General features: G+C 62.4%; 20 protein-coding genes. 11 read left to right on the forward strand and 9 right to left on the reverse strand.

What is annotated here, in order from left to right:
• Nucleotides 1–2: 2 nt before the first annotated feature.
• Nucleotides 3–1,439, reverse strand: a complete 1,437-nt coding sequence (locus tag FHP91_RS14180; RefSeq protein ID WP_144310213.1) for a DUF805 domain-containing protein — start codon at nucleotides 1,437–1,439, stop codon at nucleotides 3–5.
• A 48-nt stretch (nucleotides 1,440–1,487) separates the two neighbouring features.
• Between FHP91_RS14180 and FHP91_RS14185 the strand changes: the two genes are divergently transcribed.
• Nucleotides 1,488–1,688, forward strand: a complete 201-nt coding sequence (locus FHP91_RS14185) for a SlyX family protein (protein ID WP_144173576.1) — start codon at nucleotides 1,488–1,490, stop codon at nucleotides 1,686–1,688.
• On the opposite strand, the gene FHP91_RS14190 is transcribed toward FHP91_RS14185, so the two are convergent.
• Nucleotides 1,682–2,350 (reverse strand): hypothetical protein, encoded by a 669-nt coding sequence (locus FHP91_RS14190; RefSeq protein ID WP_144310214.1) that lies wholly within the window; start codon nucleotides 2,348–2,350, stop codon nucleotides 1,682–1,684. The genes FHP91_RS14185 and FHP91_RS14190 overlap by 7 nt on opposite strands.
• A gap of 204 nt (nucleotides 2,351–2,554) precedes the next feature.
• Here FHP91_RS14190 and FHP91_RS14195 point away from each other — a divergent pair, with 204 nt between their 5' ends.
• The gene (locus tag FHP91_RS14195) at nucleotides 2,555–3,508 is read left to right on the forward strand and encodes a restriction endonuclease (protein ID WP_186301560.1); all 954 of its coding nucleotides are present in this window, start codon (nucleotides 2,555–2,557) and stop codon (nucleotides 3,506–3,508) included.
• A 62-nt stretch (nucleotides 3,509–3,570) separates the two neighbouring features.
• Nucleotides 3,571–4,722, forward strand: a complete 1,152-nt coding sequence (locus FHP91_RS14200) for a PQQ-dependent sugar dehydrogenase (RefSeq protein ID WP_391527571.1) — start codon at nucleotides 3,571–3,573, stop codon at nucleotides 4,720–4,722.
• Here FHP91_RS14200 and FHP91_RS14205 read toward each other — a convergent pair whose 3' ends face one another.
• The gene (locus FHP91_RS14205) at nucleotides 4,723–6,510 is read right to left on the reverse strand and encodes a GspE/PulE family protein (RefSeq protein WP_144310216.1); all 1,788 of its coding nucleotides are present in this window, start codon (nucleotides 6,508–6,510) and stop codon (nucleotides 4,723–4,725) included. It abuts the gene before it with no gap.
• Between the two features lie 121 nt (nucleotides 6,511–6,631).
• On the opposite strand from FHP91_RS14205, the gene FHP91_RS14210 reads away from it, so the two are divergent.
• Together FHP91_RS14210 and FHP91_RS14215 are read left to right on the forward strand one after the other, a co-directional pair.
• Nucleotides 6,632–7,099: a CreA family protein gene (locus tag FHP91_RS14210; protein ID WP_144310217.1), complete on the forward strand. Its 468-nt coding sequence runs from the start codon at nucleotides 6,632–6,634 to the stop codon at nucleotides 7,097–7,099.
• A 46-nt stretch (nucleotides 7,100–7,145) separates the two neighbouring features.
• Nucleotides 7,146–7,964 (forward strand): nitroreductase family protein, encoded by an 819-nt coding sequence (locus tag FHP91_RS14215; protein ID WP_144310218.1) that lies wholly within the window; start codon nucleotides 7,146–7,148, stop codon nucleotides 7,962–7,964.
• Here FHP91_RS14215 and FHP91_RS14220 read toward each other — a convergent pair.
• A complete protein-coding gene (locus FHP91_RS14220; protein WP_144310219.1) occupies nucleotides 7,951–10,218 on the reverse strand; it encodes a putative bifunctional diguanylate cyclase/phosphodiesterase in 2,268 nt (755 codons plus the stop codon). The two genes, FHP91_RS14215 and FHP91_RS14220, sit on opposite strands and share 14 nt — an antisense overlap.
• Before the next feature lie 254 nt (nucleotides 10,219–10,472).
• Here FHP91_RS14220 and FHP91_RS14225 point away from each other — a divergent pair, with 254 nt between their 5' ends.
• A complete protein-coding gene (locus FHP91_RS14225; RefSeq protein ID WP_144310220.1) occupies nucleotides 10,473–11,540 on the forward strand; it encodes an HD domain-containing phosphohydrolase in 1,068 nt (355 codons plus the stop codon).
• On the opposite strand, the gene FHP91_RS14230 is transcribed toward FHP91_RS14225, so the two are convergent.
• Entirely contained in the window at nucleotides 11,522–12,205 is a 684-nt protein-coding gene (locus tag FHP91_RS14230) for a hypothetical protein (RefSeq protein ID WP_144310221.1), read from the reverse strand. The genes FHP91_RS14225 and FHP91_RS14230 overlap by 19 nt on opposite strands.
• A gap of 381 nt (nucleotides 12,206–12,586) precedes the next feature.
• Between FHP91_RS14230 and FHP91_RS14235 the strand changes: the two genes are divergently transcribed.
• The gene (locus FHP91_RS14235; RefSeq protein ID WP_186301562.1) at nucleotides 12,587–15,004 is read left to right on the forward strand and encodes a putative bifunctional diguanylate cyclase/phosphodiesterase; all 2,418 of its coding nucleotides are present in this window, start codon (nucleotides 12,587–12,589) and stop codon (nucleotides 15,002–15,004) included.
• An 82-nt stretch (nucleotides 15,005–15,086) separates the two neighbouring features.
• Here the strand turns inward: FHP91_RS14235 and FHP91_RS14240 are convergent, their stop codons facing one another.
• Nucleotides 15,087–15,551, reverse strand: a complete 465-nt coding sequence (locus FHP91_RS14240; RefSeq protein ID WP_144310223.1) for a tellurite resistance TerB family protein — start codon at nucleotides 15,549–15,551, stop codon at nucleotides 15,087–15,089.
• Between the two features lie 69 nt (nucleotides 15,552–15,620).
• Nucleotides 15,621–17,285 (reverse strand): energy-dependent translational throttle protein EttA, encoded by a 1,665-nt coding sequence (gene ettA / locus FHP91_RS14245; protein WP_144310224.1) that lies wholly within the window; start codon nucleotides 17,283–17,285, stop codon nucleotides 15,621–15,623.
• 106 nt (nucleotides 17,286–17,391) lie between these two features.
• Here ettA and FHP91_RS14250 point away from each other — a divergent pair, with 106 nt between their 5' ends.
• Entirely contained in the window at nucleotides 17,392–18,636 is a 1,245-nt protein-coding gene (locus FHP91_RS14250) for a D-amino acid dehydrogenase (protein ID WP_144310225.1), read from the forward strand.
• A 3-nt stretch (nucleotides 18,637–18,639) separates the two neighbouring features.
• On the opposite strand, the gene FHP91_RS14255 is transcribed toward FHP91_RS14250, so the two are convergent.
• On the reverse strand, nucleotides 18,640–19,101 hold the full coding sequence (locus tag FHP91_RS14255) for a hypothetical protein (protein ID WP_144310226.1): 462 nt from the start codon (nucleotides 19,099–19,101) through the stop codon (nucleotides 18,640–18,642).
• A gap of 108 nt (nucleotides 19,102–19,209) precedes the next feature.
• Nucleotides 19,210–19,836: a bactofilin family protein gene (locus tag FHP91_RS14260; protein ID WP_246116316.1), complete on the reverse strand. Its 627-nt coding sequence runs from the start codon at nucleotides 19,834–19,836 to the stop codon at nucleotides 19,210–19,212.
• Between the two features lie 351 nt (nucleotides 19,837–20,187).
• On the opposite strand from FHP91_RS14260, the gene FHP91_RS14265 reads away from it, so the two are divergent.
• From FHP91_RS14265 to FHP91_RS14275, 3 genes are read left to right on the forward strand one after another with little or no spacing between them, the layout of a single operon-like run.
• Nucleotides 20,188–21,594 carry a sensor histidine kinase gene (locus tag FHP91_RS14265; RefSeq protein WP_144310227.1) on the forward strand — a complete coding sequence of 469 codons (1,407 nt, stop codon included), beginning with the start codon at nucleotides 20,188–20,190 and terminating at the stop codon, nucleotides 21,592–21,594.
• A gap of 11 nt (nucleotides 21,595–21,605) precedes the next feature.
• Nucleotides 21,606–22,160: a hypothetical protein gene (locus FHP91_RS14270; protein WP_144310228.1), complete on the forward strand. Its 555-nt coding sequence runs from the start codon at nucleotides 21,606–21,608 to the stop codon at nucleotides 22,158–22,160.
• The gene (locus FHP91_RS14275; protein WP_144310229.1) at nucleotides 22,157–23,584 is read left to right on the forward strand and encodes a sigma 54-interacting transcriptional regulator; all 1,428 of its coding nucleotides are present in this window, start codon (nucleotides 22,157–22,159) and stop codon (nucleotides 23,582–23,584) included. Before FHP91_RS14270 ends, FHP91_RS14275 begins: the two co-directional genes overlap by 4 nt.
• The last annotated feature ends 108 nt before the right edge of the window (nucleotides 23,585–23,692 follow it).

Here is a 23,692-nt window from a genome sequence, read left to right on the forward strand (position 1 = left end):
ATTCAGCTCGATTGCCGGCGGCGTCCATGAAAATGCTGGCTCATCTGTTTGAGCGAGGGGTTGTTCGGCAGCATCACGCCATTGACCTCCAGCGTCGGGGTGCCCACGCCGCCGTCCTTCCAGCCACTGGCGCGCAATTTGGACCACATGAGTTTTTGTGCTGACGGGTCCGTGTCGATGAAAACCTCGCGATACCGGATACCCAAATCATCGAACTGGGCGCGCTTCTGGTCGCAATAGCCGCAGGTGGTGAGCGAATACATGGTGATGTGATCCCGTTCCGGGTCGTAGCCGTGTAGTGCGGTGGTCTGCATGCCGCTGACGTCCGGTGCACGTTCGATGCTTGAGGTCTGGTTGTAGCGTGTTGCCGTTTCGTAAACGTCGTCCGCGAAAAAATTGAAGGCCAGGGTCGACGACACCGTAATAAACACGATCGAACCAATGGCACCGATCCAGCTGGTGGGGGGTGGCTGCGGGCCAAAATTATTGTCGCCCTTGCTGCCGGGGAGGAACATCAGCAGCAGGCTGAACAGACCGCCCACGTAGGGAATTGCGGTAATCAACACCCACCAGCCGCGCCAGTCGAAGTCATGGCAGCGCAAAATGCTCAGGCGTGCGCCGAAGAACACCGCGACCACCGCGCATAGCCCGAGCACCAGCAGACTCTCCAGACGGATACCGATAATGGCGAGCCATATCAGTGCGCTGGTCAGGAGCATGCTGCCCGCAAAATAAGAGCGTCGGCTGATTCGACCGCCGAAATCGGTGCCGAAAAGACGGACCGCTTCGGTCTCGACCACCGCCGCGTCACCGGTATGAATGCGCAATGAACTGTGCTGCGTTGTCGACACGCCCGCTAGCGCCTCCTGTGCCTGATCTTCACGCGCCGCCAGCACTCGCGGCATGTCGCAACCGCAGTTCAGGCAGAGTGTGCGCCGGGGCTGGCGATGGCCGCATTCGGGGCAATCCATGTCGCCAGCAGGTTCGTCAGTGGTGGGCACCAGATCCAGCGCGGCAGGTGTTGCGCGAGTCGGTGGCGGGGGCGTGTCGGGCGCCATCGTCGGTACGTCGGTCGCGGGGGTGGTAGTCGACGGCGGCGTGATCACCGGTTCCGGCACGTCGGCCTCGACCCGGATGCCTACGCCCATGGCCGCGAGCTTGCGGCGATAGGCTTGCGCTTTTTCGGTATCCAGTCCCTTTCGGAGCGTGACGCGCTTGCCGGAAAAGAGCCGCGGTGTTTGTTCTGGCGCAACTTTGAGCATTGCGGCCAACTGTACCTTGACGACCTCAGGATCGTGGCCTGGCAGGATGTCGCCAGAAAAAACGAGTTTGTATTGAGTCATGATATGCGCGTGCGTGTCGGCGGTAGGCGCCAGTTTAATGCATATCGAATTCCGCCAAAGCGACCGGCGTGCATCTTTTGTTCCAGATACCGGCACAAGCGCACGAATGCGTACAATGCCGGCTGCCCGAGTCAGGAGAAAACGATGGAATCACGTCTGGATGCTCTGGAGTGCAAGCTCATGGCCGCAGAGGATTTGCTCGATGGCCTGAACATGACGCTATTCCGGCAGCAGGAGGCGATCGCGCTGCTGCAATCGCAGGTGCTGGACCTCAAGCGCCAGCTGCAATCCGCGCAGCCCGGCAGCGCTGGCCGGCCTGAAGACGAGATCCCGCCGCACTACTGAGTGACTGCCTCCCGCAGGGGCGTGCGCACACGCGCAAAGCTTCGCGGTGCGACGTATTGCAGGATTTCCTTGCCCTCGGTGTCGACAATCAGATCGAGCCCCTTGTCGGGGTAGAGCAGATGCGTCTGGTGCGCGTTGATCGCGACGCGCTCGATCGGCGCGCCAAAGCGCGACATCACGGCTTCCTCGTCGAGGTTCACCGAGGGAATGAAGACGATGCTGTCAATCGGGCGCGTCATGGCGGTGGCCAGGTCGGCCGCACTGAGCGTGGCCTTGCGTGTGGTCGATTCCATGTATTCGGTTTTGACCGCGCGCTGACGCATGCGGTCGAGTTCGTCGCCGGCCACGGCAATTGTCAAAACAAGTTTTCCGGTGACAAACCCCAGCTGTGCACTGCTGAGATAGGCTTCGAGCGCCCCCGTTTCGCCGGGGGCGGTCACGATGGCCACGGTGAGGTCCAGGCCAAAGCGTTCGCGCGCCTCGCCAAGCGTACTTTGCTCCAGCGTGAGCCCGAATACCTTGCTGCGTCCCTGCGCATCTACCTCGATCTGCCACGGCAAGGCCGACTGTTGACGGTGGATGTCATCGGCTGAGGGCATGAAGGCCAAGGGGGCCAGAATGGCCAGCACGACGAGAGACAAAATGGCGACGATCAACTTCATTTTCTGGCGGGTGCTCCGGCTGGGCTCAAGGCTTCGGATTGTCGCCTGCCCGGTCGGGTGACGCAATCTTCCGCTGCGCATTCGGTTTTGCGCATGACATCAGCAAGTGCTGTTTGTTTGATGCTTGCCGCTATGCCAAAATCAGCTTTTTCCGCACCCAAATGAGGCGGGAAGGCGGGTCATGGCCATGCCATGGGAGAGCACATGAATCAGGCGAAAGCACGTCGGCGTGACATGCCCCCTTCGCCGCGCAAGGCGCGGACGCTGTGGCTGCTCGCGCTGGCGTTGATCGTACTTGCCGCGTTTGCCTTCTGGCAACTGGACGGTTCGCACGATGGTGCCACGATGATTGTGCCCGTCATGGCCTTGTTGGTGTCCCTGGTGCTCGGCGGCGCGGCCCTGAGCGCGCACTGGCGCGGTTCGGCAGACAAGGCGCGCAAGCGGGCCGACAAACGCCGAACGGCGGCCAGCCCGGCAAGCCCGGGGCAAGGCGGCGATGCGCCGCCCACGATGCACTCCGCGCCCACCGAGTTCGACCCCGCCGCCATGGACGCTGCGGATCTATCCGATTTCGACCCCGAAATGGTGCCGGCCGCCGCCCGCGTATGGACCTTGAGCCTGCTCGAGAGTCTGGAGTGGCAGCGCTTTGAAGCCTTGTGTGTCGCGTACTACTCCCGCAAGGCAATCTCACTCCGCGCTGTTTCTTTGCCGCACGCGGCCGGCCGTGACGTCTTTCTGTACCAGGACAAGGAACGTCTGGAGCAGGCCACCGGCCTGGTCCACGTGCGCACCCGTGGGGTGAGCTATCTCGATGTGACCCCGGTGCGAGAATTGATTGGCGCCATGACGCACGAGGCCATCGAGCGCGGCTTTTTGATGACCAACGGTTGCTTTACGCCGCAGGCCCGCACGCTCGGCCGTGAGCACGGCATCGTTCTTGTGGATGGGCGCGTGTTACTGGCCATGATCGAGCGTCTGCCGGCCGACGCACGCGATCGCCTCCATGCCATTGCGACCGAAGGCAAATACACCACGCCGACCTGTCCCGAATGCGGCGAAAAAATGGTCTCGGCGACCGGCTCCCATGGCGATTATTGGGGGTGCCGCAATTTTCCCGATTGCACCGCGCTATTGCCTCGACTCCCGGCATTGAACTGAGCCGACGACAAACACCGCCTCACTTGCCATACTGAAACCGGGTTTTCAACGGGAGTGACGAGGTGGCTGGTTTTCGATTTCCAATACCTGCCGGCATCGCGCTGGTTCTTGTTTTGCTGGCGAGCAGCCGGGTGTTTGCCGATGCGCTCCGGCTCGACTCATCCGCCGGACCGCTGGCGGTCACTACCGTCGCAAGCGGCCTCGACACACCATGGTCGCTGGCATTCCTGCCCGATGGGCGCCTGCTGGTCAGCGAGCGCCCCGGTCGCCTGCGTGTGGTGGCGGCGGACGGACGTCTTTCAACCCCGGTCGCCGGCGTGCCGACAGTACATGCCGAGGGGCAGGGCGGTCTGCTGGATGTGATCCTGAGTCCGCGGTTTGCGCAGGATGGGCTCATTTACTTCAGCTTCGCTCAGCCGACTTCAAACGGCGCGCGAACCGCAGTGGCGCGGGCCCAACTTGAACTGTCGTCCACGCCCCCTCGATTAAAGGATGTGCGCGTCATTTTCGCGCAGCGGGACGACCCGGCGGGGCGTCATCATTTTGGCTCGCGCCTGGTGTTCGACGCCGCCGGCAATCTCTTTGCCACACTTGGCGAGCGGTATCACGAGCGCGATCGCGCCCAGGCGCTCGATAGTCACCTCGGCAAAATCGTTCGCATTCGGCCGGACGGCAGTGTGCCGACCGACAATCCCTTGGTGGGGCACAGCACCGCGTTGCCGGAGATCTGGTCTTACGGGCACCGCAATGTGCAAGGTGCGGCCTTGCATCCGGTCACCGGGGCGCTATGGACGCATGAGCACGGCCCGCAAGGCGGCGACGAAATCAATGTGCCGGGTGCCGGCGCCAATCACGGCTGGCCGGTGATTACCTACGGGCGCGAGTACGTCACCGGCTGGCGCATTGGCGATGGTACGCAACGGGCCGATGTGGCGCCGCCGGTGCATCAATGGACGCCGTCGATTGCGCCGTCCGGCATGGCCTTTTATACCGGCGATCTGTTCCCCGCCTGGCGGGGCAATCTGTTTGTCGGCTCCTTGAAGTTCGGCCTGCTGCTGCGTGTCGAACTCGACGGTGACAAAGTGGTGCGTGAAGAGCGGCTGCTGACCGAGATCGGTCACCGGATTCGCGATGTGCGGCAGGGGCCAGACGGCGCGCTGTATGTGCTGGACGAAACCGAGGGACGCATCCTGCGCATTGCCCCGGCAAAGTGATTATTGCGCCTCGCCGCTGGCTGGCGGGGTGGAACGCGCGATCTCTTCGATGGTGGTGGTGCCGGCGGCGATCTGTCGGGCGCCGGCGAGGCGCAGCGGGGTCATGTGCTCACGCACGGCCTGGGCACGAAAACGTGCCAGATCCATGTCGGGGCTGATGAGCTGGCGCAGTGTGGGTGTGAGCGTCATGAGTTCATACAAGCCCACCCGGCCGTGATAGCCGGTCATGCGGCACTCCAGACAACCCACCGGACCACAGGCGGAGGTTGGCAGCGCGGACTTCCACGGTGCGACCAGATCGCGCCAGTCGGGCTCGTCGATCGGGTGTGGCTTGCGGCAATGTGGGCAGAGCGTGCGCACCAGCCGCTGCGCCAGTACGCCGAGCAGCGTCGAGCGGATGAGGTAGGGCGGCACGCCGAGATCGAGCAGACGGGTAATGGCGGAGGGGGCGTCGTTGGTGTGCAGGGTGGACAACACCAGATGACCGGTGAGGGCAGACTGGATGGCCATCTCGGCGGTTTCGAGGTCGCGGATTTCGCCGACCATGATCACGTCCGGGTCCTGACGCAGCAGGGTACGCACCCCGCTGGCGAAATCGAGCCCGATGTTGTGCTGTACCTGCATCTGGTTCAGATGCGGATAGACCATCTCGATCGGATCTTCGATGGTGCATACGTTCACTTCGGGCGTAGCCAACTCCTTGAGCGTGGAATACAGCGTAGTGGTTTTGCCCGAGCCGGTCGGCCCGGTCACCAGGATGATGCCGTTGGGCTGGGAGAACATCTCGCGCCAGCGCACGCCCTCGGCCTGGCTGAAGCCGAGGTCGCCGAAGGACTTGAGCAGCACGTCGGGGTTGAAGATGCGCAGCACCAGCTTTTCGCCAAAGGCGGTCGGCATGGTCGACAGGCGCAGTTCGATCTCCTCGCCATTGCCCGACTGGGTCTTGATCCGCCCGTCCTGCGGGCGGCGCTTCTCGACCACGTCCATGCGGCCCATCAGCTTGATGCGGTTGGTGATGGCCGCGGCCACCGGCACGGGGGTCTGATAGACGAGGTGCATCACGCCGTCGATGCGGAAGCGCACATTGCACACCTCGCGTCGCGGCTCGATGTGGATGTCGCTGGCGCGCTGCTCGAAGGCGTACTGCAGCAGCCAGTCGACGATGTGGATAACCGCCTGGTCGTTGGCATCGAGCGATTTGTTGGAGCCCAGTTTCACCAGCTGCTCGAAGTTGCCGATGCCGCTCTGCGCGCCCTCGTGCTGCGCGACCGCGTGCTTGAGCGAGCGCGCCAGGCTGTAAAACTCGGCCAGGTAGCGCACGATGTCGGTCGGGTTGGCGAGTACGCGATGGATGCGGATCTTGAGCGCCTGCTCGAGCACCGACAGCCACTCGCTCTCGTAGGGTTCGGCGGTGGCGATGGTGACATCGTTATCGCGGATCGCTACCGGCAGGATGCGAAAGCGCGTGGCGTAAGCATGCGAGACCAGGTTGCACACGGAGGACACATCGATCTTCAGCGGGTCGATGTGGAAGTAGGTCAGCCCGGCGTCTTCGGCCAGCCACTCGGTCAGCGACTCGACGCTGAGGGTGTCGTGTGGTGCGCAGGCGCGGGTGAGCCGACGTTCGCCCACCTGCGCCAGCGGATGCTGCTCATTGCGTCCACGCATGCGCAGGGCGGTGACGGTCTCATCATGGTCGCGGCGGCTGATCTGGCCGGCGTCAAGGAGGCGGGTGAGCAGGGTGTCGACGGTGAGTCGGCCGGTGGTCGGCGTGCGTGAACGTGTCATATCATCAGGCTATCTGAAGCGGCGATTGGCGGCAATTGGCGCGTTCAGCCTTGAGAGTCGCTGAAGCGTCCCCATCTTCTACTCGTTTGATTGCCTTGTTTTCAACAAAAAGGACTGGCCGATGAAAGCCGTGCTGTTCATGCTCGCCTCTGTGCTCTGGATGTCTGTGTCGTTTGCCGAAGACGTCGGCAGCGTCAACACCGAATGGAAGCTCACCGGCTCGCACAAGCTGGTGGTCGAGGCGTTTGATGACCCCAAGGTTGATGGTGTGGCCTGCTACGTGGCCAAGCCGGAACGCGGCGGCATTGCAGGCGCGTTTGGCGTTGCCGAGGAGTTATCGGATGTGTCGATTGCTTGCCGGCAGGTCGGCCCGATCACCTTCCGCGAGCCGCTCCCCAGGCAGGAAGACGCTTTCAGCGAGCGGCGCTCGATCATCTTCAAGGTTTTGCACGTGGTGCGCATTGTCGATGTGAGCCGCAACACGCTGGTCTATCTGACCTACACCGACAAAGTCATCTCCGGCAGCCCCCAGAACTCGGTCACGGCCGTGACGGTCGACCGGTCCCTGCCGATTCCGGTAAAAAAATAATGCAATCCACGACCTCGCCTCACTCTTTGAATGGATTTTCCCCGAGATGACCGCACATCAGCCTTTGTACGACAGCCGCTACGGCGGTATGGCGCAAGCCGTTCCCGACATCAGCACTCCGGTGATTGATCAATTGATGACGCATCGCTCGGTGCGGGCGTTTCGCGCCGACGCGGTCAGCGATGCGCAACTGAGTGCGATGATCGCCGCCGCGCAATCGGCCGCCAGCTCGTCCAATCTGCAGGTGTGGAGCGTGGTTGCGGTGCGTGATCAAGCGGTTCGTGACCAATTGGCCGAGTTTGCCGGCAACCAAGCCCATATCCGTCAGGCGCCGTTGCAGCTGGTGTGGCTGGCCGACTTGTCTCGCCTTGAACGGGTGGCGGCGGCCGAGGGGCGGCCCAGCGACGCGCTGGACTACACCGAGATGTTTCTGACGGCGGTGATCGACGCGGCACTCGCCGCGCAAAACGCGGTCGCCGCGGCCGAATCCATGGGTTTGGCCACGGTGTATATCGGTGGCATGCGCAATCGGCCCGAAGACGTGGCGCGTGTGCTCAAGCTGCCGCCCAAGACCTTTGCCGTGTTCGGCATGTGCGTGGGCCATGAAGACGATGCCCGGCCCGCCAGCGTCAAGCCGCGTCTGCCGCAGTCGGCCGTGCTACACCACGAAAGTTATTCAACCGAACAGGACGACGCGGTTGCAGCCTACAACGCCGCCATGGCGCGCTTCTATGAGGCGCAGAAAATGGATGTGAAAGGCAACTGGTCCATCCACTCGGCCAAGCGCGTTGCGGGGCCGGCATCGCTGTCGGGTCGTGATCGCCTGGTGGACGCGCTGAAGGCGCTGGGCTTCAGTCTGAAATAGCGGCTGAGGGTTGGCCGATGCGATCGGCCGCCCAGCACGCAAAGGCGTCGGCGGGCATGGGTCGCGCGTAGTAGTAGCCCTGCACCTCAGTGCAGCCGAGCGCTTTCAGGGCGTCGTGATGATGCGCCTCTTCGACCCCCTCGGCCGTCATGCGCAGGCCCAGCCCGGCTGCCATCTGGATAATGGCGCGAACGATGCTCGCGTCGTCGGCATCCTGGCTCATGTCTGCCACGAAGGATCGATCGATTTTGAGCCGGTCGACAGGCAGGCGCCGCAGATAGGCGAGGCACGAATAACCCGTACCAAAGTCATCAATGGCCAGGCGGATTCCTTGCGCTTTGAGGTTGGCCAACTGGCCAACCAGCGTCGCGGTATCGCCGATCAGCGTTGACTCGGTAATCTCGAGTTCGAGGCTGCGCGCACTCAGCCCGGCCTCGGCCAGCGCTGCCGATACATGCGCTTCGAGCGTTCCGTGACGAAACTGAAGTGGTGACAAATTGACCGACACGGTCAGTTCGCCCAGGCCCCGTCGCGACCAGTTTGCCGCTTCACGGCAGGCTTCGCCGAGGACCCACTCCCCAATGCCGACAATGTGTCCGGTCAGTTCGGCGACTGGAATGAAACGGTCGGGGGGCACGTTGCCGAGTGTCGGGTGCTGCCAGCGGAGCAAGGCTTCGGCGCCAATCAGTGCGCCGCTGTCGAGTGCGAGGATGGGTTGATAGTGCAGCGAGAACTCGTTGCGTTCCAGGGCGGGGCGGAGGCCGTTGCGGATCACCAGGTCGTTCAAGACGTCGGTTGAGACGTCCAGGTGATGGCTGCGGAAGGTGTTCCGACCCGCTTCCTTGGCCTGGTACATTGCCGCGTCTGCCTTGCGCAGCAGGGCATTGAAGTCTTCGCCATCGTCCGGAAAAACCGAGATGCCGATGGAGACCGATGTGACCAGTTCGCCACTGTCGGTGTGGTAGGGGGCGCCCAGGCGCTCGTTGATTCGCTGCGCCACGGTTGCCGCGATCTCGAAGGCGGGCAGCTCATCGAGCAGGACAATGAACTCGTCGCCGCCCTGGCGGCAGACCAGGTCCTTGTCCCCGACGCAGTGACGCAGTCGTTGCGCCACCGACTGCAAGAGGACGTCACCAGCGGCATGGCCCAGCGAGTCATTGACGAGCTTAAGGTTGTCGACATCGACAAACAGCAGGGCGACACGATGATTGGCTTTACGGGCCCACGTAATGATCTGGCCGCAGCGCTCTTCGAGCACCATCCGGTTTGGCAACTCGGTGAGTGAGTCATGCGTGGCGAGAAAGCGGATCCGGTTTTGCGAGGCGTGCTGTTCGGTCAGGTCGGAAAAAATACCGACATGCTGCACGATCTCGCCGCTGTGATCGCGGATGGCGGAAATTACCAGCCATTCGGGATAGATTTCGCCATTCTTGCGCCGATTCCAGATCTCGCCCTGCCAGTGGCCGGTGCGCTGGAGCTTCTCCCACAGCGCCACATAGAAAGCCTTGTCGTGACGCCCCGATGACAGCATGGATGGGCGTTTGCCGATGCACTCATCGGGGAGATAGCCTGTCGCGCGGGTGAAGGCCGGATTCACTGCCTGAATGCGATTTTCGGCATCGGTGATGACCATGCCTTCTTCGCTCGTTTCGAACAGCCGGGCGGCCAGGCGCAGTTGGGTATCCTTGGCTTTGCGCTCAAGCACGATGCCGACCAGATGGGCGCCGATCTCCAATAGTTTTCGGTGAAAAGCTGTTGGTGATCGGTGCTCGAAACTGGACAGCGCAAACGAACCAATGACCTTCCCGCGGGCGCCCAGAATGGGCATGGACCAGCATGCGCAGATGTTGAAGTCTTCAGCCACCGAGCGCAGTTCTTTCCAGCGCGCATCGGTGTGGGTGTTGCTGACAAACACCGGCTCTTCACGAAACACCGCATTGCCGCACGAACCTGCTTCCGGACCGGGGCGCAAATTCTGGAGCTGATCGCGCGCCTCGACCGGGATGCTGGGTGCGGCCAGCACATTGAGCGCTTGGGTGTCGGCGTTCAGCGTCATGACGCTGGCCACGGCATTGGGCACCAACTGCTCTTCGAGGAGGCAAAGGCGATCGATTACCTCGTGCGCCGCATCGCCACGTGCCACGGCCGCCAGCAGCGTCTGCTGGAGGGACAAGATGCCGTTTTGCTCCTGCATCGACAGCTGGATATCGTTAATCGCGCTATCGGTGCAGGTGTTGGGCACATGCTGCGTCATGCGTGAAATCCTGTTCTCAGAGGGGGGCAATGAAATGCTGTGGCGATTTTTGCACGTCCGGTCAAAAAGAGGCACTCACTGTGCCGATTAATGGCATCTGCGTCCTTGATCTAACGCGGATCTTTGAGAGCTAACAATGACTTGCTTGCGCTGGATGCGTCTGGCGTCCTCGTGCCGTTTGAAATTGGTGCTTCAGTGAAGCAGCCGCGGTGTCGTAAGTCCATGGGTATGTTGCCATTGTGCGCGGGGTTCCGATGTTTATCGACGATTTCTTGACATCCGCTTCTGTTCTGGTGTGCGATGACCCGACAGGAAGCGACCCGGCTTTGCGGCAAGCGCTTGATGCAGCCGGGATCACCGCCGTGCAATCTGTTGCCGATCCGCAGGCCGCTCAGGCACTGCTGCGAGACGCGCGTTTTGACCTCATTGTGCTTGATCTCGATAGCGCGCAGTCCCCCGCGCTCGATTTTCTGGCCCAACGCCAGCACGCATCCATCGAGACGCCCGGCCCACCGATTCTGGTGGTGATTCACCCCAATGACACGGCCTTGCGTCACCGGGCGCTGGCGCTCGGCGCGGTCGATTATGTGGAACGGCCTTTTGATATGGAGGCCTTGCAGGTCCGGATCCGCAACGCCTTGCGCATTCGTCAGGCGCAGAACCGTCAAAGCCATTTCGACGAAGAGCTTGAGCGTCAGGTGGCGGCACGCACCGCCGAGCTGATCAACGCCACCGATGCGATTGTCCATCGCTTGGCGATGGTCTGTGAGAAAGCGGATGTCAACGCGGCGACGCACATCGTTCGCGTCGGCAAGATGGCGCATCTCCTCGCCAAGACAGCCGGCCTGGGGGCCGAACGGTGCTTCATGATCGAGCGTGCCGCGCCGCTCCACGACGTGGGAATGCTCAGCGTCTCCGACGATATCCTGCGCAAGGCGGGTCGTCTGTCAGATGAAGAGCTCGCGCAGGTGAGGTGCCACGCGCAGATCGGCGAGGACCTCCTCGGCAATCATCACTCGGCGCTGATTCAGATGGCGGCCAGCATTGCCAGCAACCATCACGAACGATGGGATGGCACCGGATATCCCAATGGCTTGCAGGGCGAGTCGATCCCGATTGAAGGCCGGATTACGGCCATCTGCGATGTCTTTGATGCGCTGACGTCCAAACGCCCGTACAAAGACCCGTGGTCAGTTCAGAATGCGGTGGACTATCTGGTGGCGCAAGCAGGGTATTGTTTTGATCCGACACTGGTTGCGCATTTCGTGGCGCATCTGGACGCGATTGAAGCGGTGCTGGCGCGTTACCCCGATACGCACTGAGTCGCCGCCCACGCAGATTGCAGCGCATCGCGGTGTGGCGCCATGTGGGTGACATCAACGGCCAGCACGGGGCCGCTCAAGGTGTGCCCGGACAGCTTTGCCGGCAAGATGATTTGCGGCTCACCGAGGGTCACATTGACCGTCGGCTGGTCGGATTTCAGGCGTGTCTTGCGATGCGCTTCATCAACCAGCACACCGCCGTTCGTGAGATTGAGTTTGGCGCCCAGCGTGACCATGGCACCGTTGCTCATTGCCGCCTGCACGGCGCACGGAACCAGGCGATAGTCGTTTGCCACGGCAAGGGCTTGGCGGCGCAGATAGGCGCGTAAGGCGTCGGCGCCGGTGGGCGCCTTGGCTGCCGCACGGACAGAAAGCTGCTGCACCTCCAGATCCGTCAGGTGTGGCGCGATTCTGGCAAGCAGTGCGGCATCGATGCTCGGCGCGTCGACCCGGTTCGCTTCGACGCGATGGCGATATGCCTCCACCTGAATGTCGGCTTTGCTCAGCTGCTTGCTGCTCACGGTGCGCATTCCGGCGAACACCGTGTCTCCCAGGGCGAGTGTGAGCTGTTTCTGGAGTGCGGCCGCATCCAGTGCGGCAAATGAGTCCGGTACATCCAGATCAAACTCGAACTGTACAAGCAGGCGGGCTTTGGATCGCGTCATCGGGAGAACCGGTCTGGGCACATGGTTTGTGTATCAACGGGAAAAGCTCGGCCAACTTTACAGACGCCCGTCAGAATTCTCGCTTGAAGCGCGAATTTGGATCTGCGCCGCAGGCTGTCGGTGTTATACGCAAACGCGCCACCGGGCAGATGGGTCTGCCTGTCGCCCCCCGGTGGGCGGGCGTTTCCAACCATTCGAAGGATTTTTCTGCCGGATGCTTGATTTTTTAGAACGCTTGTACCAAATTCCCATCTTTCATTTTTATACGCAATTGGAATGACTCGCGGGCGGTCCCTCGTGCGCCATTTCATCTTCGATACACTGGCGAGCGGCGGGTGTGTTGCAGAGTGCGTGTGTTCGACATCCGAACAGGTGGTCCCCTTGAAAGAAGCGCTTGCCCGAGATACCGCTTACCTGCATCCGTACTGGTGCGAGTTGAGTCAGGACGAGGTGATCGACGGCAGCGACGAATTTTTTCGTATTCACGGCGCCTCTGCCGGCATCAATGCCCTCTGGCCCCATGCACCGGCACTTCGGCTCGCCATCGATACGGTTCGTCGCGAAAGGCGACCGAGTCAATTAGCGCATGCTGCCGTCGCCCACGATCACACACGGGTGAGCCGTGTGCTGGTTCTGCCCGGCACCGCCCAAAGCGTATTCATTGCTGGCGTCCCGGCCGCTCAAACACGATCGCGGGACCGCGCCTTGTCGCGGTGGCGAAGTGATTTTGCCGATGTGGTGTCTGCGCCGCGCCCGCAGCAGCAACGAATCGGCGACTGCCTCGCACTGCTCGTCGCGCATAGCGGCGCGAGCCATGCATCGATTGTCGAGTGTGTGTCGACGGGTTATCGGTCGGTGCACTGTGCGTGCACGACGGTGGGGTGCTGTGACGGCATTGCACCGATCACGCTGCCCCTTGAGCGCCTTTCTTTCGCTGGCGAGACTTCCGTGACCTCGCTTGCCGATGGCACGCAGGCGCTGGTCCATCCGCTGGGCGGTCCCAACGAGCCGCTCTGCGCACGCGCGCTGGTGCTGCACCCGCTGGACGTTTCGCGGCGCGCTGCCATTGAACGCATGGCCGGTATGGTGGGGAATTGGATCGGCAACATTCTTCGCGCCGCCGATGCCATGCGCGCTGCGCAACAGCGTGATCGGCTGTATGCCGAAGTGGTGCGAGCGATGTCTGATGCCGTGCTTGTCATCGACGATGATTTTCGGGTGCGCCAAAGCAATGCGGCAGCAGCGAACTTGCTGGGAGCTCGCCCGGAGACCATTACTGGCGCGGATGTGCGCGACCTGATTCAGGTGAGCGCCAATGATGGCGAAATCGTCGCATGGGCGTCGTTGGCGAGGCCCGGGGACACGAGCCGCATCGAGCCGATCGCATGCGCGCTGCCGCATCGCGGTGGTGTCGCCATGATCAAGGGCTCCTGCGCCCGCCTGGGAGAGGCCGGCGACAGCGATGCGTCGGCTGGCACGCTCGTGTTGGTCCTGCGCGACGTCAGTCACGAGGTCGAGACCATGCGCCGCGCCGAGTGGGCGGCGACGCACGACGCGCTGACCGGCTTGCACAATCGGGTCGGGTTCGAACGCAGGATGAGCCCGGTCGACACATCCGGCCAGCTTATCTGCCTCGATCTTGACCGGTTCAAAGTCATCAACGACAGCTGCGGTCACGCGGCGGGCGATCAGGTGCTTCGCGCCATCGCCACCATTATTCGCCGTCATATCCGGCGCCTGGACGTGCCTGCACGGATCGGTGGCGACGAGTTTTTTGTGGCCTTGCCACAGTGCCCCGAGGATGTTGCATTGAACATTGCCGAGGCAATTCGCTCGGACGTCGAGCAGTACGCGTATTACGACGAGCGTGGCGAGACCTACCGTGTGAGTTGCTCGATGGGCATCTGCGCCTACCACGATCACGACTCTTTGCAGCGGGCGCGCGCCGATGCCGATGCGGCCATGTACAGCGCCAAGCGTAGCGGCAAGAATCGGGTGGTTGCCTTTGAACGCAGCCCTCAGGCCATGGCTCGCTCAAGCGATGTGCATTGGGCGCACCGCATCGAGCGTGCCATTGATGAAGACCGTATCGAGTTGTGGCGGCAACCGATTTTCGATCTGCAGGACAACCGCGCCAAAGGCTATGAAGTGCTGGTGCGCATGCGCGACGACAATGGCGCGCTGGTGCTGCCGTCGGAGTTCATCCCGCCGGCAGAGCGCTTCGACCTGATCGGCGCACTGGATCGGCACATCGTGTCGCGCATTGCGCGGCATTTTTCCGACGTGCTCAACGGTGGACGCTATGTGTCGATCAACCTCTCCGGCCGATCGGCCGCCGATCTCGGGCTGGCCGCCTGGATTACCAACTGCTTTGAGCAAGCCGATGTCCATCCCCACCAGATTTGCATCGAACTGACTGAAACCGCTACCGCTGTCGACCCCACTGACGTGCTTACGCTGATGCAGACGCTACGCCGGGCCGGATTCTGCATTGCGCTGGACGATCTGGGTAGCGGGGTTGCCAGCTTTGCCACCTTGCGTGACCTGCCGGTGGATATCGTCAAGCTCGATGGGGGGTATGTGCGCGGTGTGGCGCAAGACAAACGTGCACAGGAAATCGTTCAGGCGGTGGTGCAGGTGGCGCGCAGCCACGGCATCGAGACCGTGGCGGAATGGATCGAGGATGAGGCAACGCTCTCGTGGGTCAGCCAGGTGGGCATTACGCGTGGGCAGGGCTTCTATCTGGGCGTGCCGGAGCCCATCATCCTAGAAACCACAGTTGACCGCTTGTACCCATGAGCCAGGTATTGAACAAGCGAAGCTTTTCGGCTTCGGGGCCGATCACCCGGTGGGTGATCGCGCTACGCGTCCGATTGCGCGGTTAGCGGCGATGCCCGAGCGCGGCTTGTGCCCGGGCCTTGGCGGCGACCAGGTCGCCGCGCGAGATGTACAGCAAGTCGCCCAGCTTGCGCATCAAATGGCTCTCGTGCGCGCAGACATGCCCGTCGGCCAGGGCAATGGCCCACAGATACTCGACGACGCGCAGCTTCTGAGCGGCATCCAGCGCCTGATTCAAGCGCGATGTAAATGGATGAAACCCGGGCGCTTCGCGGGACTCCGCCGTGGCCGCGTCGAGCAGTTGATCGACTTCATTGGTGTCGAGCTGAAACTCCGCCGCCAGGACTTTGCGTAAATGCGACATCTCGGCTGGCGAGCTTTCGCTGTCGGCACGCATCATTTCGACCAATAGCGCTGCGGTGGCCAACGGGAGGGATGGCGGCGCGTCGTCGGCGTTCGTCGACGCATTGGTCAGCGTGCTGAAAAAAGCTTGAAGTGATTGAATCATCGCGGAAACCCTTCTGAATCAGACGGTGGGGGCGTGCCGCGCACAGCCCCCGCCGAGCAACATGGCAGATCAGCGAGAGATCGGCTTGTAGCGAATCCGCTTCGGCTTGGCGCCTTCCTCACCCAGACGCTTCTTCTTGTCGGCTTCGTATTCCTGGTAGTTGCCTTCAAAGAAGGACCACTGGGAATTGCCTTCTGCCGCCAGAATATGGGTACAGATGCGGTCCAGGAACCAGCGATCGTGGCTGATGATCAGTGCGCAGCCCGAGAACTCCAGCAAGGCGTCTTCCAGGGCGCGCAGGGTTTCGACGTCCAGATCGTTGGAGGGTTCATCGAGCAGCAATACGTTGCCACCGGCGATCAGCGTTTTGGCCAGGTGAAGGCGTCCGCGCTCACCACCCGAGAGATTGCCAACGATCTTCTGCTGGTCCCCGCCCTTGAAGTTGAAGCGGCCGATATAGGCACGGCTGGGACATTCGAATTTGCCAACGGTGAGAATGTCGGCGCCGCCGGAGATGACGTCGAACACCGTCTTGTCGTTCTCCAGACCCTCGCGGGACTGGTCGACGGCTGCCAGTTGCACGGTGCTGCCGATATCGATGCTGCCCGAATCCGGCTGCTCCTTGCCCATCATCATCTTGAACAGCGTGGATTTACCCGCGCCGTTCGGACCGATGATACCGACGATGGCACCGGCCGGCAGGCTGAAACTGAGGTTGTCCATCAGCAGTTTGTCGCCGAAAGCCTTGGATACGCCTTCGAAATTGATGACCTTGTCGCCCAAACGCTCGCCGGGCGGAATGAAGATTTCCTGGGTTTCGTTGCGGCGCTGGTACTCGACGCTCGACATTTCCTCGTAGCGGGCCAGACGCGACTTGCTCTTGGCCTGACGGGCCTTGGGGTTGGAACGCACCCACTCCAGTTCCTTCTTCATGGCCTTCATACGGGCCGCTTCCTGCTTGGCTTCCTGCTCCAGCCGCTCTTCCTTCTGCTCAAGCCAGCTCGAGTAGTTCCCTTTCCAGGGAATGCCATGGCCACGGTCGAGTTCGAGAATCCACTCGGCAGCGTTGTCCAGGAAGTAGCGGTCGTGGGTGACGGCCACCACGGTGCCCGGGAAGCGGACCAGGAACTGCTCGAGCCACTCGACCGATTCGGCGTCGAGGTGGTTGGTCGGTTCGTCGAGCAGCAGCATGTCGGGCTTGGCCAGCAACAGCTTGCACAGCGCGACGCGGCGCTTCTCACCACCGGAGAGCGTACCGATCTTGGCCTCCCAGGCGGGCAGGCGCAGCGCATCGGCAGCGATCTCCATCTGGGTTTCGACGTCAGCACCGGCGGCCGAGATGATGTTCTCGTAGCGCGCCTGATCCTCGGCTAGCTTGTCGAAATCGGCATCCGGCTCGGCGTAGGCGGCGTACACCTCTTCGAGCTTCTGCTTGGCTTCCATCAGCTCGCCAAGCGCTGATTCGACCTCGTCCTTGACGGTTTTGGCCGGGTCCAGCTCGGGCTCCTGCGGCAGATAACCGATGGAGATCTTCGGCTGGTGCTGAACTTCGCCTTCAAATTCGGTATCCACGCCCGCCATGATCTTCAGCACCGTCGACTTGCCCGAACCGTTCAGGCCGAGCAGACCGATCTTGGCGCCGGGGAAAAAGGACAGCGAGATGTCCTTGATGATCTGGCGTTTCGGGGGGACAACTTTGCTCACGCGGAGCATCGACATTACATATTGGGCCATTGGGTACGCTGCCGGGTTACGATCAGGAAAAACGAAACTTTACCCGAAGCCGCGTTCGCCCGTATGCCTGCGCGCACTTGGTTTTGGGCAAGTGAGAGCTAACAACATGCAGATTTGTGTTCTCGGCGCCGGTCTGGCCGGCGTGACCGCCGCGCATGCGCTGGCCCGTGAAGGGCACGCGGTGACGGTGATTGATCGCGCGGCCAGCCCCGCGCAGGAAACCAGCTTTGCCAATGCCGGCCTGATTTCACCGGGGCATGCGTTTAGCTGGGCGTCGCCCGGCGCACCGGTGGCTTTGCTCAAGTCGCTGTTCGACCGCCAGCAAGCTTTGCGGATCAAGCCGCGCTTCGACCCGGCACTGATGCGCTGGGGCTGGCGCTTTGTACGCAACTGTCAAACCGATGCCTGGGAGCGCAATTCGCTCCTGCTGATGCGCCTGTCCGCTTACGCGCAGCAGCAGCTCGACTCCATCATCGACGAAACCGGTGTGGACTTTTCGCATACGCGTGGCGGGCTGATCTATCTCTACGACACCGATGTCGCGTTGGCGCAGGCAATCTCGACGCTGAATGTGTTGCGAGAAGCGCAGATCGAGGCCCATGTCCTCTCGCCTGACGATGTGGTTCGTCTCGAACCCGCCTTGGCAACCCGCGCCCGCAGCATTGCTGGCGCCGTTCATTGCCCGAGTGATGCCAGCGGCGACGCTCATCGCTTTACGGTTGAACTGGCCACTCGCTGCCAGCAGCGCGGTGTGCGCTTCTGTTTCAATGAAACCGTTCAAGCTTGGCGGGTTCAGGGTGACCAGATTGACGCGGTCGTGACTGAGCACGGCGAGCATCGCGCGGATGTGTTCGTGCTGGCGCTCGGCAGCTTTTCGCCCATGCTCGCGCGGCTGCTCGGTCTGCGCTTGCCGATTTATCCGGTACGCGGGAATTCCGTGTCTTTTCCGATTGATGTCGAGCACACGCCGCCAACGCTGGCTGGCGTCGACGATGGCACGCTCACCGCCTGGTCTCGGCTCGGCTCGGTGCTTCGGATGACGACCACCGCCGAATTTTCGGGCTATGCCAACCGACTGCCGGACAAGGATGTGACCATGCTGGTCGCACGTGCGGAAGCCTTGTTTCCGAATGGCGCCGACTTCAGCCAGCCCACACCGTGGTCAGGCCTGCGGCCCATGACGCCGGAAGGCCCGCCCTTGGTGGGCCAGGCCGGGCCGCGCAACCTATGGCTGAACACCGGCCACGGCGCGATGGGCTGGACCACCGCGGCAGGAACTGCGCAAATTCTGGCGGATCTTATCGCCGGTCGCCAACCGGCGCATCCCTATCCCTCGCCGCGTTTGCGTTGAGATTCAGTAAGGAATTGGCGTCCAGTCAGGATGCTCGAAGCTTTTTCCGTACCGGTTGAGCGCCTGCACGGCCATCATGTAGCCCAGTCGGCGGGCGGGCAGGTGGGTGGCGTGCGTCATGATGTCGGCGCCATCGCCCAGATCTTTCTTGATCTCTGAGAGCGCGATGGCGGCATTGCGGTCGGCATGTGTCGTCGGAAATGTGGCGAGCCGCTTGAGCATCCAGTCGGCCAGGGCATCGTATTGCGCTTCGGTGCGCTGGTTCTGCTGCAAATCGTGGCCAACGGCGCGCAGCATTTGCGCCATTTCATCGATGGCGGCCCGGAGCGGCGTATCGCTTGTCCAACGGGCGGGGGCCTGGGCCGGCGTCACCGCCGCCGGGGCGTGTTGATCGGCAAGCACGGGCGGGGCAGCGGCAAAGAGTGTGGCTGCAATCAGGGCGGAGGTAGCAAGAACAGGGTGCATGAAGGGACTCTCCGGAAACGAAATATCTTCCACAAAGCCGAATTGTCGCAAAAAAAACGGGCGCCGACGGCACCCGTTTTTGCATGGCTCACAGCAGGTTTCGCGGCGTCAGTTGGCCGAGGCGACCAATGATTTGACCTTGTCATCCTTGCCGGCCTGCTTGTCGTAGTCACCACGACCAACCTGAGCGGAATTGAGTGACTGCACGTCGCCAGAGACTTCGCCGCCTTCTTCGATCAGGATCTTGCCATAGCGGATCTTGCCGCTGACCCGGCCCGTTGCATGAATGATCAATTGCTTGCGCGCCGTGAGCTCGCCGTCGAACTTGCCGTGGATTTCGGCCACATCGATACCGACTTTTCCTGAAAACGCGCCTTGCTCTGCAATGCGGATCACGCGGCTGTCCATGGTCGCTTCGACCCGGCCTTCGACCACCAGCGTGTCGCAGTCAAGAATTTCTGCACCCTTGAGCTTGACGTCAGGACCGACGATCAGGCGGCTGCCGCTGTCTTCGGTGGCATCGGTACGCGGTGTTTCTGCGGCCTCGGCCGTTGCCGGATTGGCGGTATCAGTCGGGGTCTCGGTCTGGCTACGCATGTGGGCTCCAAATGTTCCGGGTCTGGGGGACGGGCGGGTAGAGGCCGACGTCGGATTGGTCGGCGTGGATGAGTTGAAGGGGGCGGGCGTGGGCTCGGCGGCTTCACGCTTCGGGAACAGTCCGGGTTTGTTGAACATCTCATCTCCTTGACGATCGCGGCTGCGGGTACAACACCCGCTTGGCCCGACTCTTGCAAGTGGCATGCCACACACTGGAAGTCATTGAATCAACGTGGCTTAGCGCCGGTAGACAATGCACCCGATCGCCTGGCTTGTGTCGCACCTGTCGCCAATAGCCGACACAGCTTTTGGTAACATTTCTTAAGCGACTGTTTGTGCTGATAATTTCCATGTCGCCGTTCGGCGACGCCGGCGCGTCCTGTGAGCGAGTCAAGGCATTGTCATAGGCGCTCATTTGCATTTGCTTACCGCATCCGAGGGGCGTGTCGCCTACAGTCGACACTGTCACCCAATCCTGTGGGCAGCCCCATGTTTTCCCGAATGTCATTCCGGCAGATGCTGCTCGCCGGCTTTGTACTCATCGCACTGGTGTTGAGTGCCGCCGCCTTGCAGGGTCTTCGGGTGCTTGAATCCTTTGCGCAACAGAGTCGTGCCGGTGCGGATACCGCCGTGGGACTGACCTCGGCTGCCCAGCAGCTGGCGCAGCGCACCGTCGATATGGAGCGCAGCGCGCGCCAGTTCGTGGTGCTGAATGATCCTGCGCTGCGCAAGCGCTATCGCGACGCACGCACCGACGCCGAAACCGCGCTGCTGGCCTTTTCCCGCGCCGAACCGTCCACGCTGGGCGGTGTCGCCGATACGTGGCGCGCCGCGGCTGACGAGGCCGAAGTTGCGATTACCGGTACGCCCGACGATGTTGCCTTGCGCGACGCACTGGATCGCCTGCATCTGATCAATGAACGCTTGAGCATCGAAGCGCGCCAATGGATCGCGGTGCGCAACGCACGCTTGCTCGACACCCTCGAAGCGAACCGCTTGCGCCTCGCCTGGCAGGTGCTGCTTGCGCTGCTGGTCGCCGTGGCCTTGGCGGCTTTTTTTGGGTGGCAGCTGGCGCGGCCAGTCAAGCAGATCGAGGAGGGTATTGCTCGTCTCGGCGACAACCTGCTCGAGATTCCGGTGGATATCGAAGGGCCGGCAGACCTGCGTCAGGTGGGGCAGCGTCTGGACTGGCTTCGCCAGCGTCTGGGCGAGCTGGAATCCGATCGAGCACGCATGTTGCGGCATGTCTCTCATGAGCTGAAAACCCCGCTGGCCGCGCTGCGCGAGGGGATCGCGCTGCTCGACGACGAAGTCACCGGCCCGCTCGCCGGCGGGCAACGCGAGGTGGTCGACATCCTTCGTGACAATGCCCATTTGCTGCAGGGCCGCATCGAAGATCTGCTCGACTTCAACGCCGCCGTGTTCGACGCGCGGCGCCTGCAACGCAGCACCGTTGAGGTCAAAGCACTGCTGACCCAGGTGGCCGATGGCCAGCGCTTGCAGGCGAAGTCGCGCGATGTCGAGATCGAGCTCCAGGCCGACCCTGTTTCGGTCGATGGCGATATCGCCAAGCTGGGGGTTGCGGTCGGCAATCTGCTGGCCAATGCGATCTCCTTCAGTGCATCGGGGGGGGTGGTGAGCCTGCGTGCCGCGCGCAGCGCCGCTCATCTGCATATTGATTGCATCGATACCGGCCCAGGCATTGCCGAGGACGATATTCCCCGTATTTTTGATCCCTTCTTTCAAGGGCGTCGCCAAGGAGCGACACCGCGCTGCGGCAGCGGTGTCGGCTTGTCGATCGTGCGTGAGTATGTTCAGGCGCACGGCGGTCGAGTCGTGTTGCTCTCTGGCGAACGCGGCGCGCATTTTCGAATCGAACTCCCACTCGATAGCTGAGATTGATATTGATGATTTTCCGACTCTGCCGCCTGAGCGCACCGGCGTTTGTTCTAGGCCTGCTTGCGGGTTGCGCGCAATTTCCTGTGGCAGGCACCTTGCCCTCCGATGAACCCATCAAGACGGCCGTGCGTCACGACGACGTCACGCCGCGTGCCATTCTTGCCTATGGCCGACATGTGGCCGAGCTCGATGTCGCGGGTTTTGCCAAGGAACTGAAAGCCATCGAAGGGCAGGGTGGCAGCGACCCCATGAGCCAGATGCGGCTGGCGCTATTGCATGCGCAGCCGCGTGCCGACGCCGATCTCGCGCGTGGCCTGGCGTTGCTCGACAAGTTGCTGGCCAATCGCAGCCCCGATGCGGCCAGCCTCCACCCGCTGGCGCGAATCGTGCATGTTCAGTTGGCCACCCGCGCCCGGTTGATGGCCCAGAACGAAGCCTTGCTGTCCGAACAGCAGGCCGGGCGCGAAGCGGTGGCCAACCTGCAACAAAAACTGGACGCGCTGACCGCAATCGAGCGCAGCCTGCCCGCGCCGGCACGCCGTCCTTCGGAGACTTCCCAATGAATCTCGCCCAGCGCGCTGATGTCGCCAACAGCGACGCGCCTGAATCACCCCGCCTGCTGCTGGTTGACGACGACCCCGACCTGTTGCGCCTCTTATCCATGCGGCTGCGCGCCAGCGGATATCAGGTCGACGCCGTGAGTTCAGCCGAGGCGGCACTGGCCCACCTTGCTGTGCGCCCGCCCGATCTGGTGCTCAGCGATGTGCGTTTGCCGGGCCGGGATGGCCTGGCCCTGTTTGACGAAATCCGCCGCACCCATCCCGGCCTGCCGGTCATTCTGCTGACCGCTCACGGCAGCATTCCCGATGCTGTCGATGCCACGGCTCGCGGCGTTTTTGGTTACTTGACCAAGCCTTTCGACAGCCGGGTCTTACTCGACAAAGTCCGTCGGGCGCTTGACGTCTCGGCGCCGCGCGCGCTCAACGTCGGTGAAAACAGCCAAGCCTGGCGCGCCGAGATCGTCAGTCGCAGCGCCTGCATGAACGAGGTGCTCGAAGAAGCGCGCATGGTGGCGGCGGGGGATGCCAGCGTGCTCATTCGCGGCGCCAGCGGCAGCGGCAAGGAATTGCTCGCGCGCGCGATTCACCGTGCCAGCGTGCGTGCCAACCAGCCCTTTGTGGCCATCAATTGCGGGGCGATCCCCGAAGCCCTGCTGGAGTCGGAACTGTTCGGCCATGTGAAAGGCGCGTTCACCGGTGCCAGCACGGCACATGACGGGCTGTTTCTCAGTGCTGACGGCGGCACATTGTTTCTCGATGAAATTGGCGACATGCCGCTGCCGCTTCAGGTGAAGCTGCTGCGCGTGCTGCAAGAGCGCGCGGTGCGTCCGGTCGGGGCGACGCGGGCGCGCCCGGTCGATGTGCGTATTATTTCGGCAACCCATCGCGACCTGGATGCGGCCATGCACGAAGGCAGCTTCCGCGAAGACCTGTATTACCGGCTCAACGTGGTGCGCCTGACGCTGCCCTCACTCGATGCGCGACGCGAAGACATCCCACTGCTGGCCGGGCACTTCATTCACAGTCTGTCGGAGAAGTACGGCAAGACCATCCACGGATTTGCGCCCGAAGCGCTCGAAATGCTGGTGGCCGCGGCCTGGCCGGGCAATGTGCGCCAGCTCTACAACGTGGTCGAGCAAGTCTGTGCGCTTACTACCACGCCGCTGATTGCCGCCACGCTGGTTCAGCGGGCCTTGCGCACGCCCGCCGTCGAAGTGCTGACCTACGCCGAGGCGCGCCAGCGTTTCGAGCGTGAGTACCTGACGCAGGTCCTGAAGCTGACGGGCGGCAACGTCACCGACGCGGCACGCTTGGCGGATCGCAATCGCACCGAGTTTTACCGGCTTTTGCAGCGCCATACGCTCACTCCCGCCATGTTCCGACTGGCCGATGAAGCGGACGATGTCGCAGCGACGGGACGGCCGTAACCCCTGAGATGGCGGGAGATTGTGTCGAAGTCACCATTTTGCTGTTGTCATATGGCGACAAATATTGGAGCTCGTCTCGATGATTGCACCGCCGGGGGCTCGTTTCAT

The sequence above is a fragment of the Denitromonas halophila genome (assembly GCF_007625155.1).
In the GTDB taxonomy this organism is placed as follows: Bacteria; Pseudomonadota; Gammaproteobacteria; order Burkholderiales; family Rhodocyclaceae; genus Nitrogeniibacter; species Nitrogeniibacter halophilus.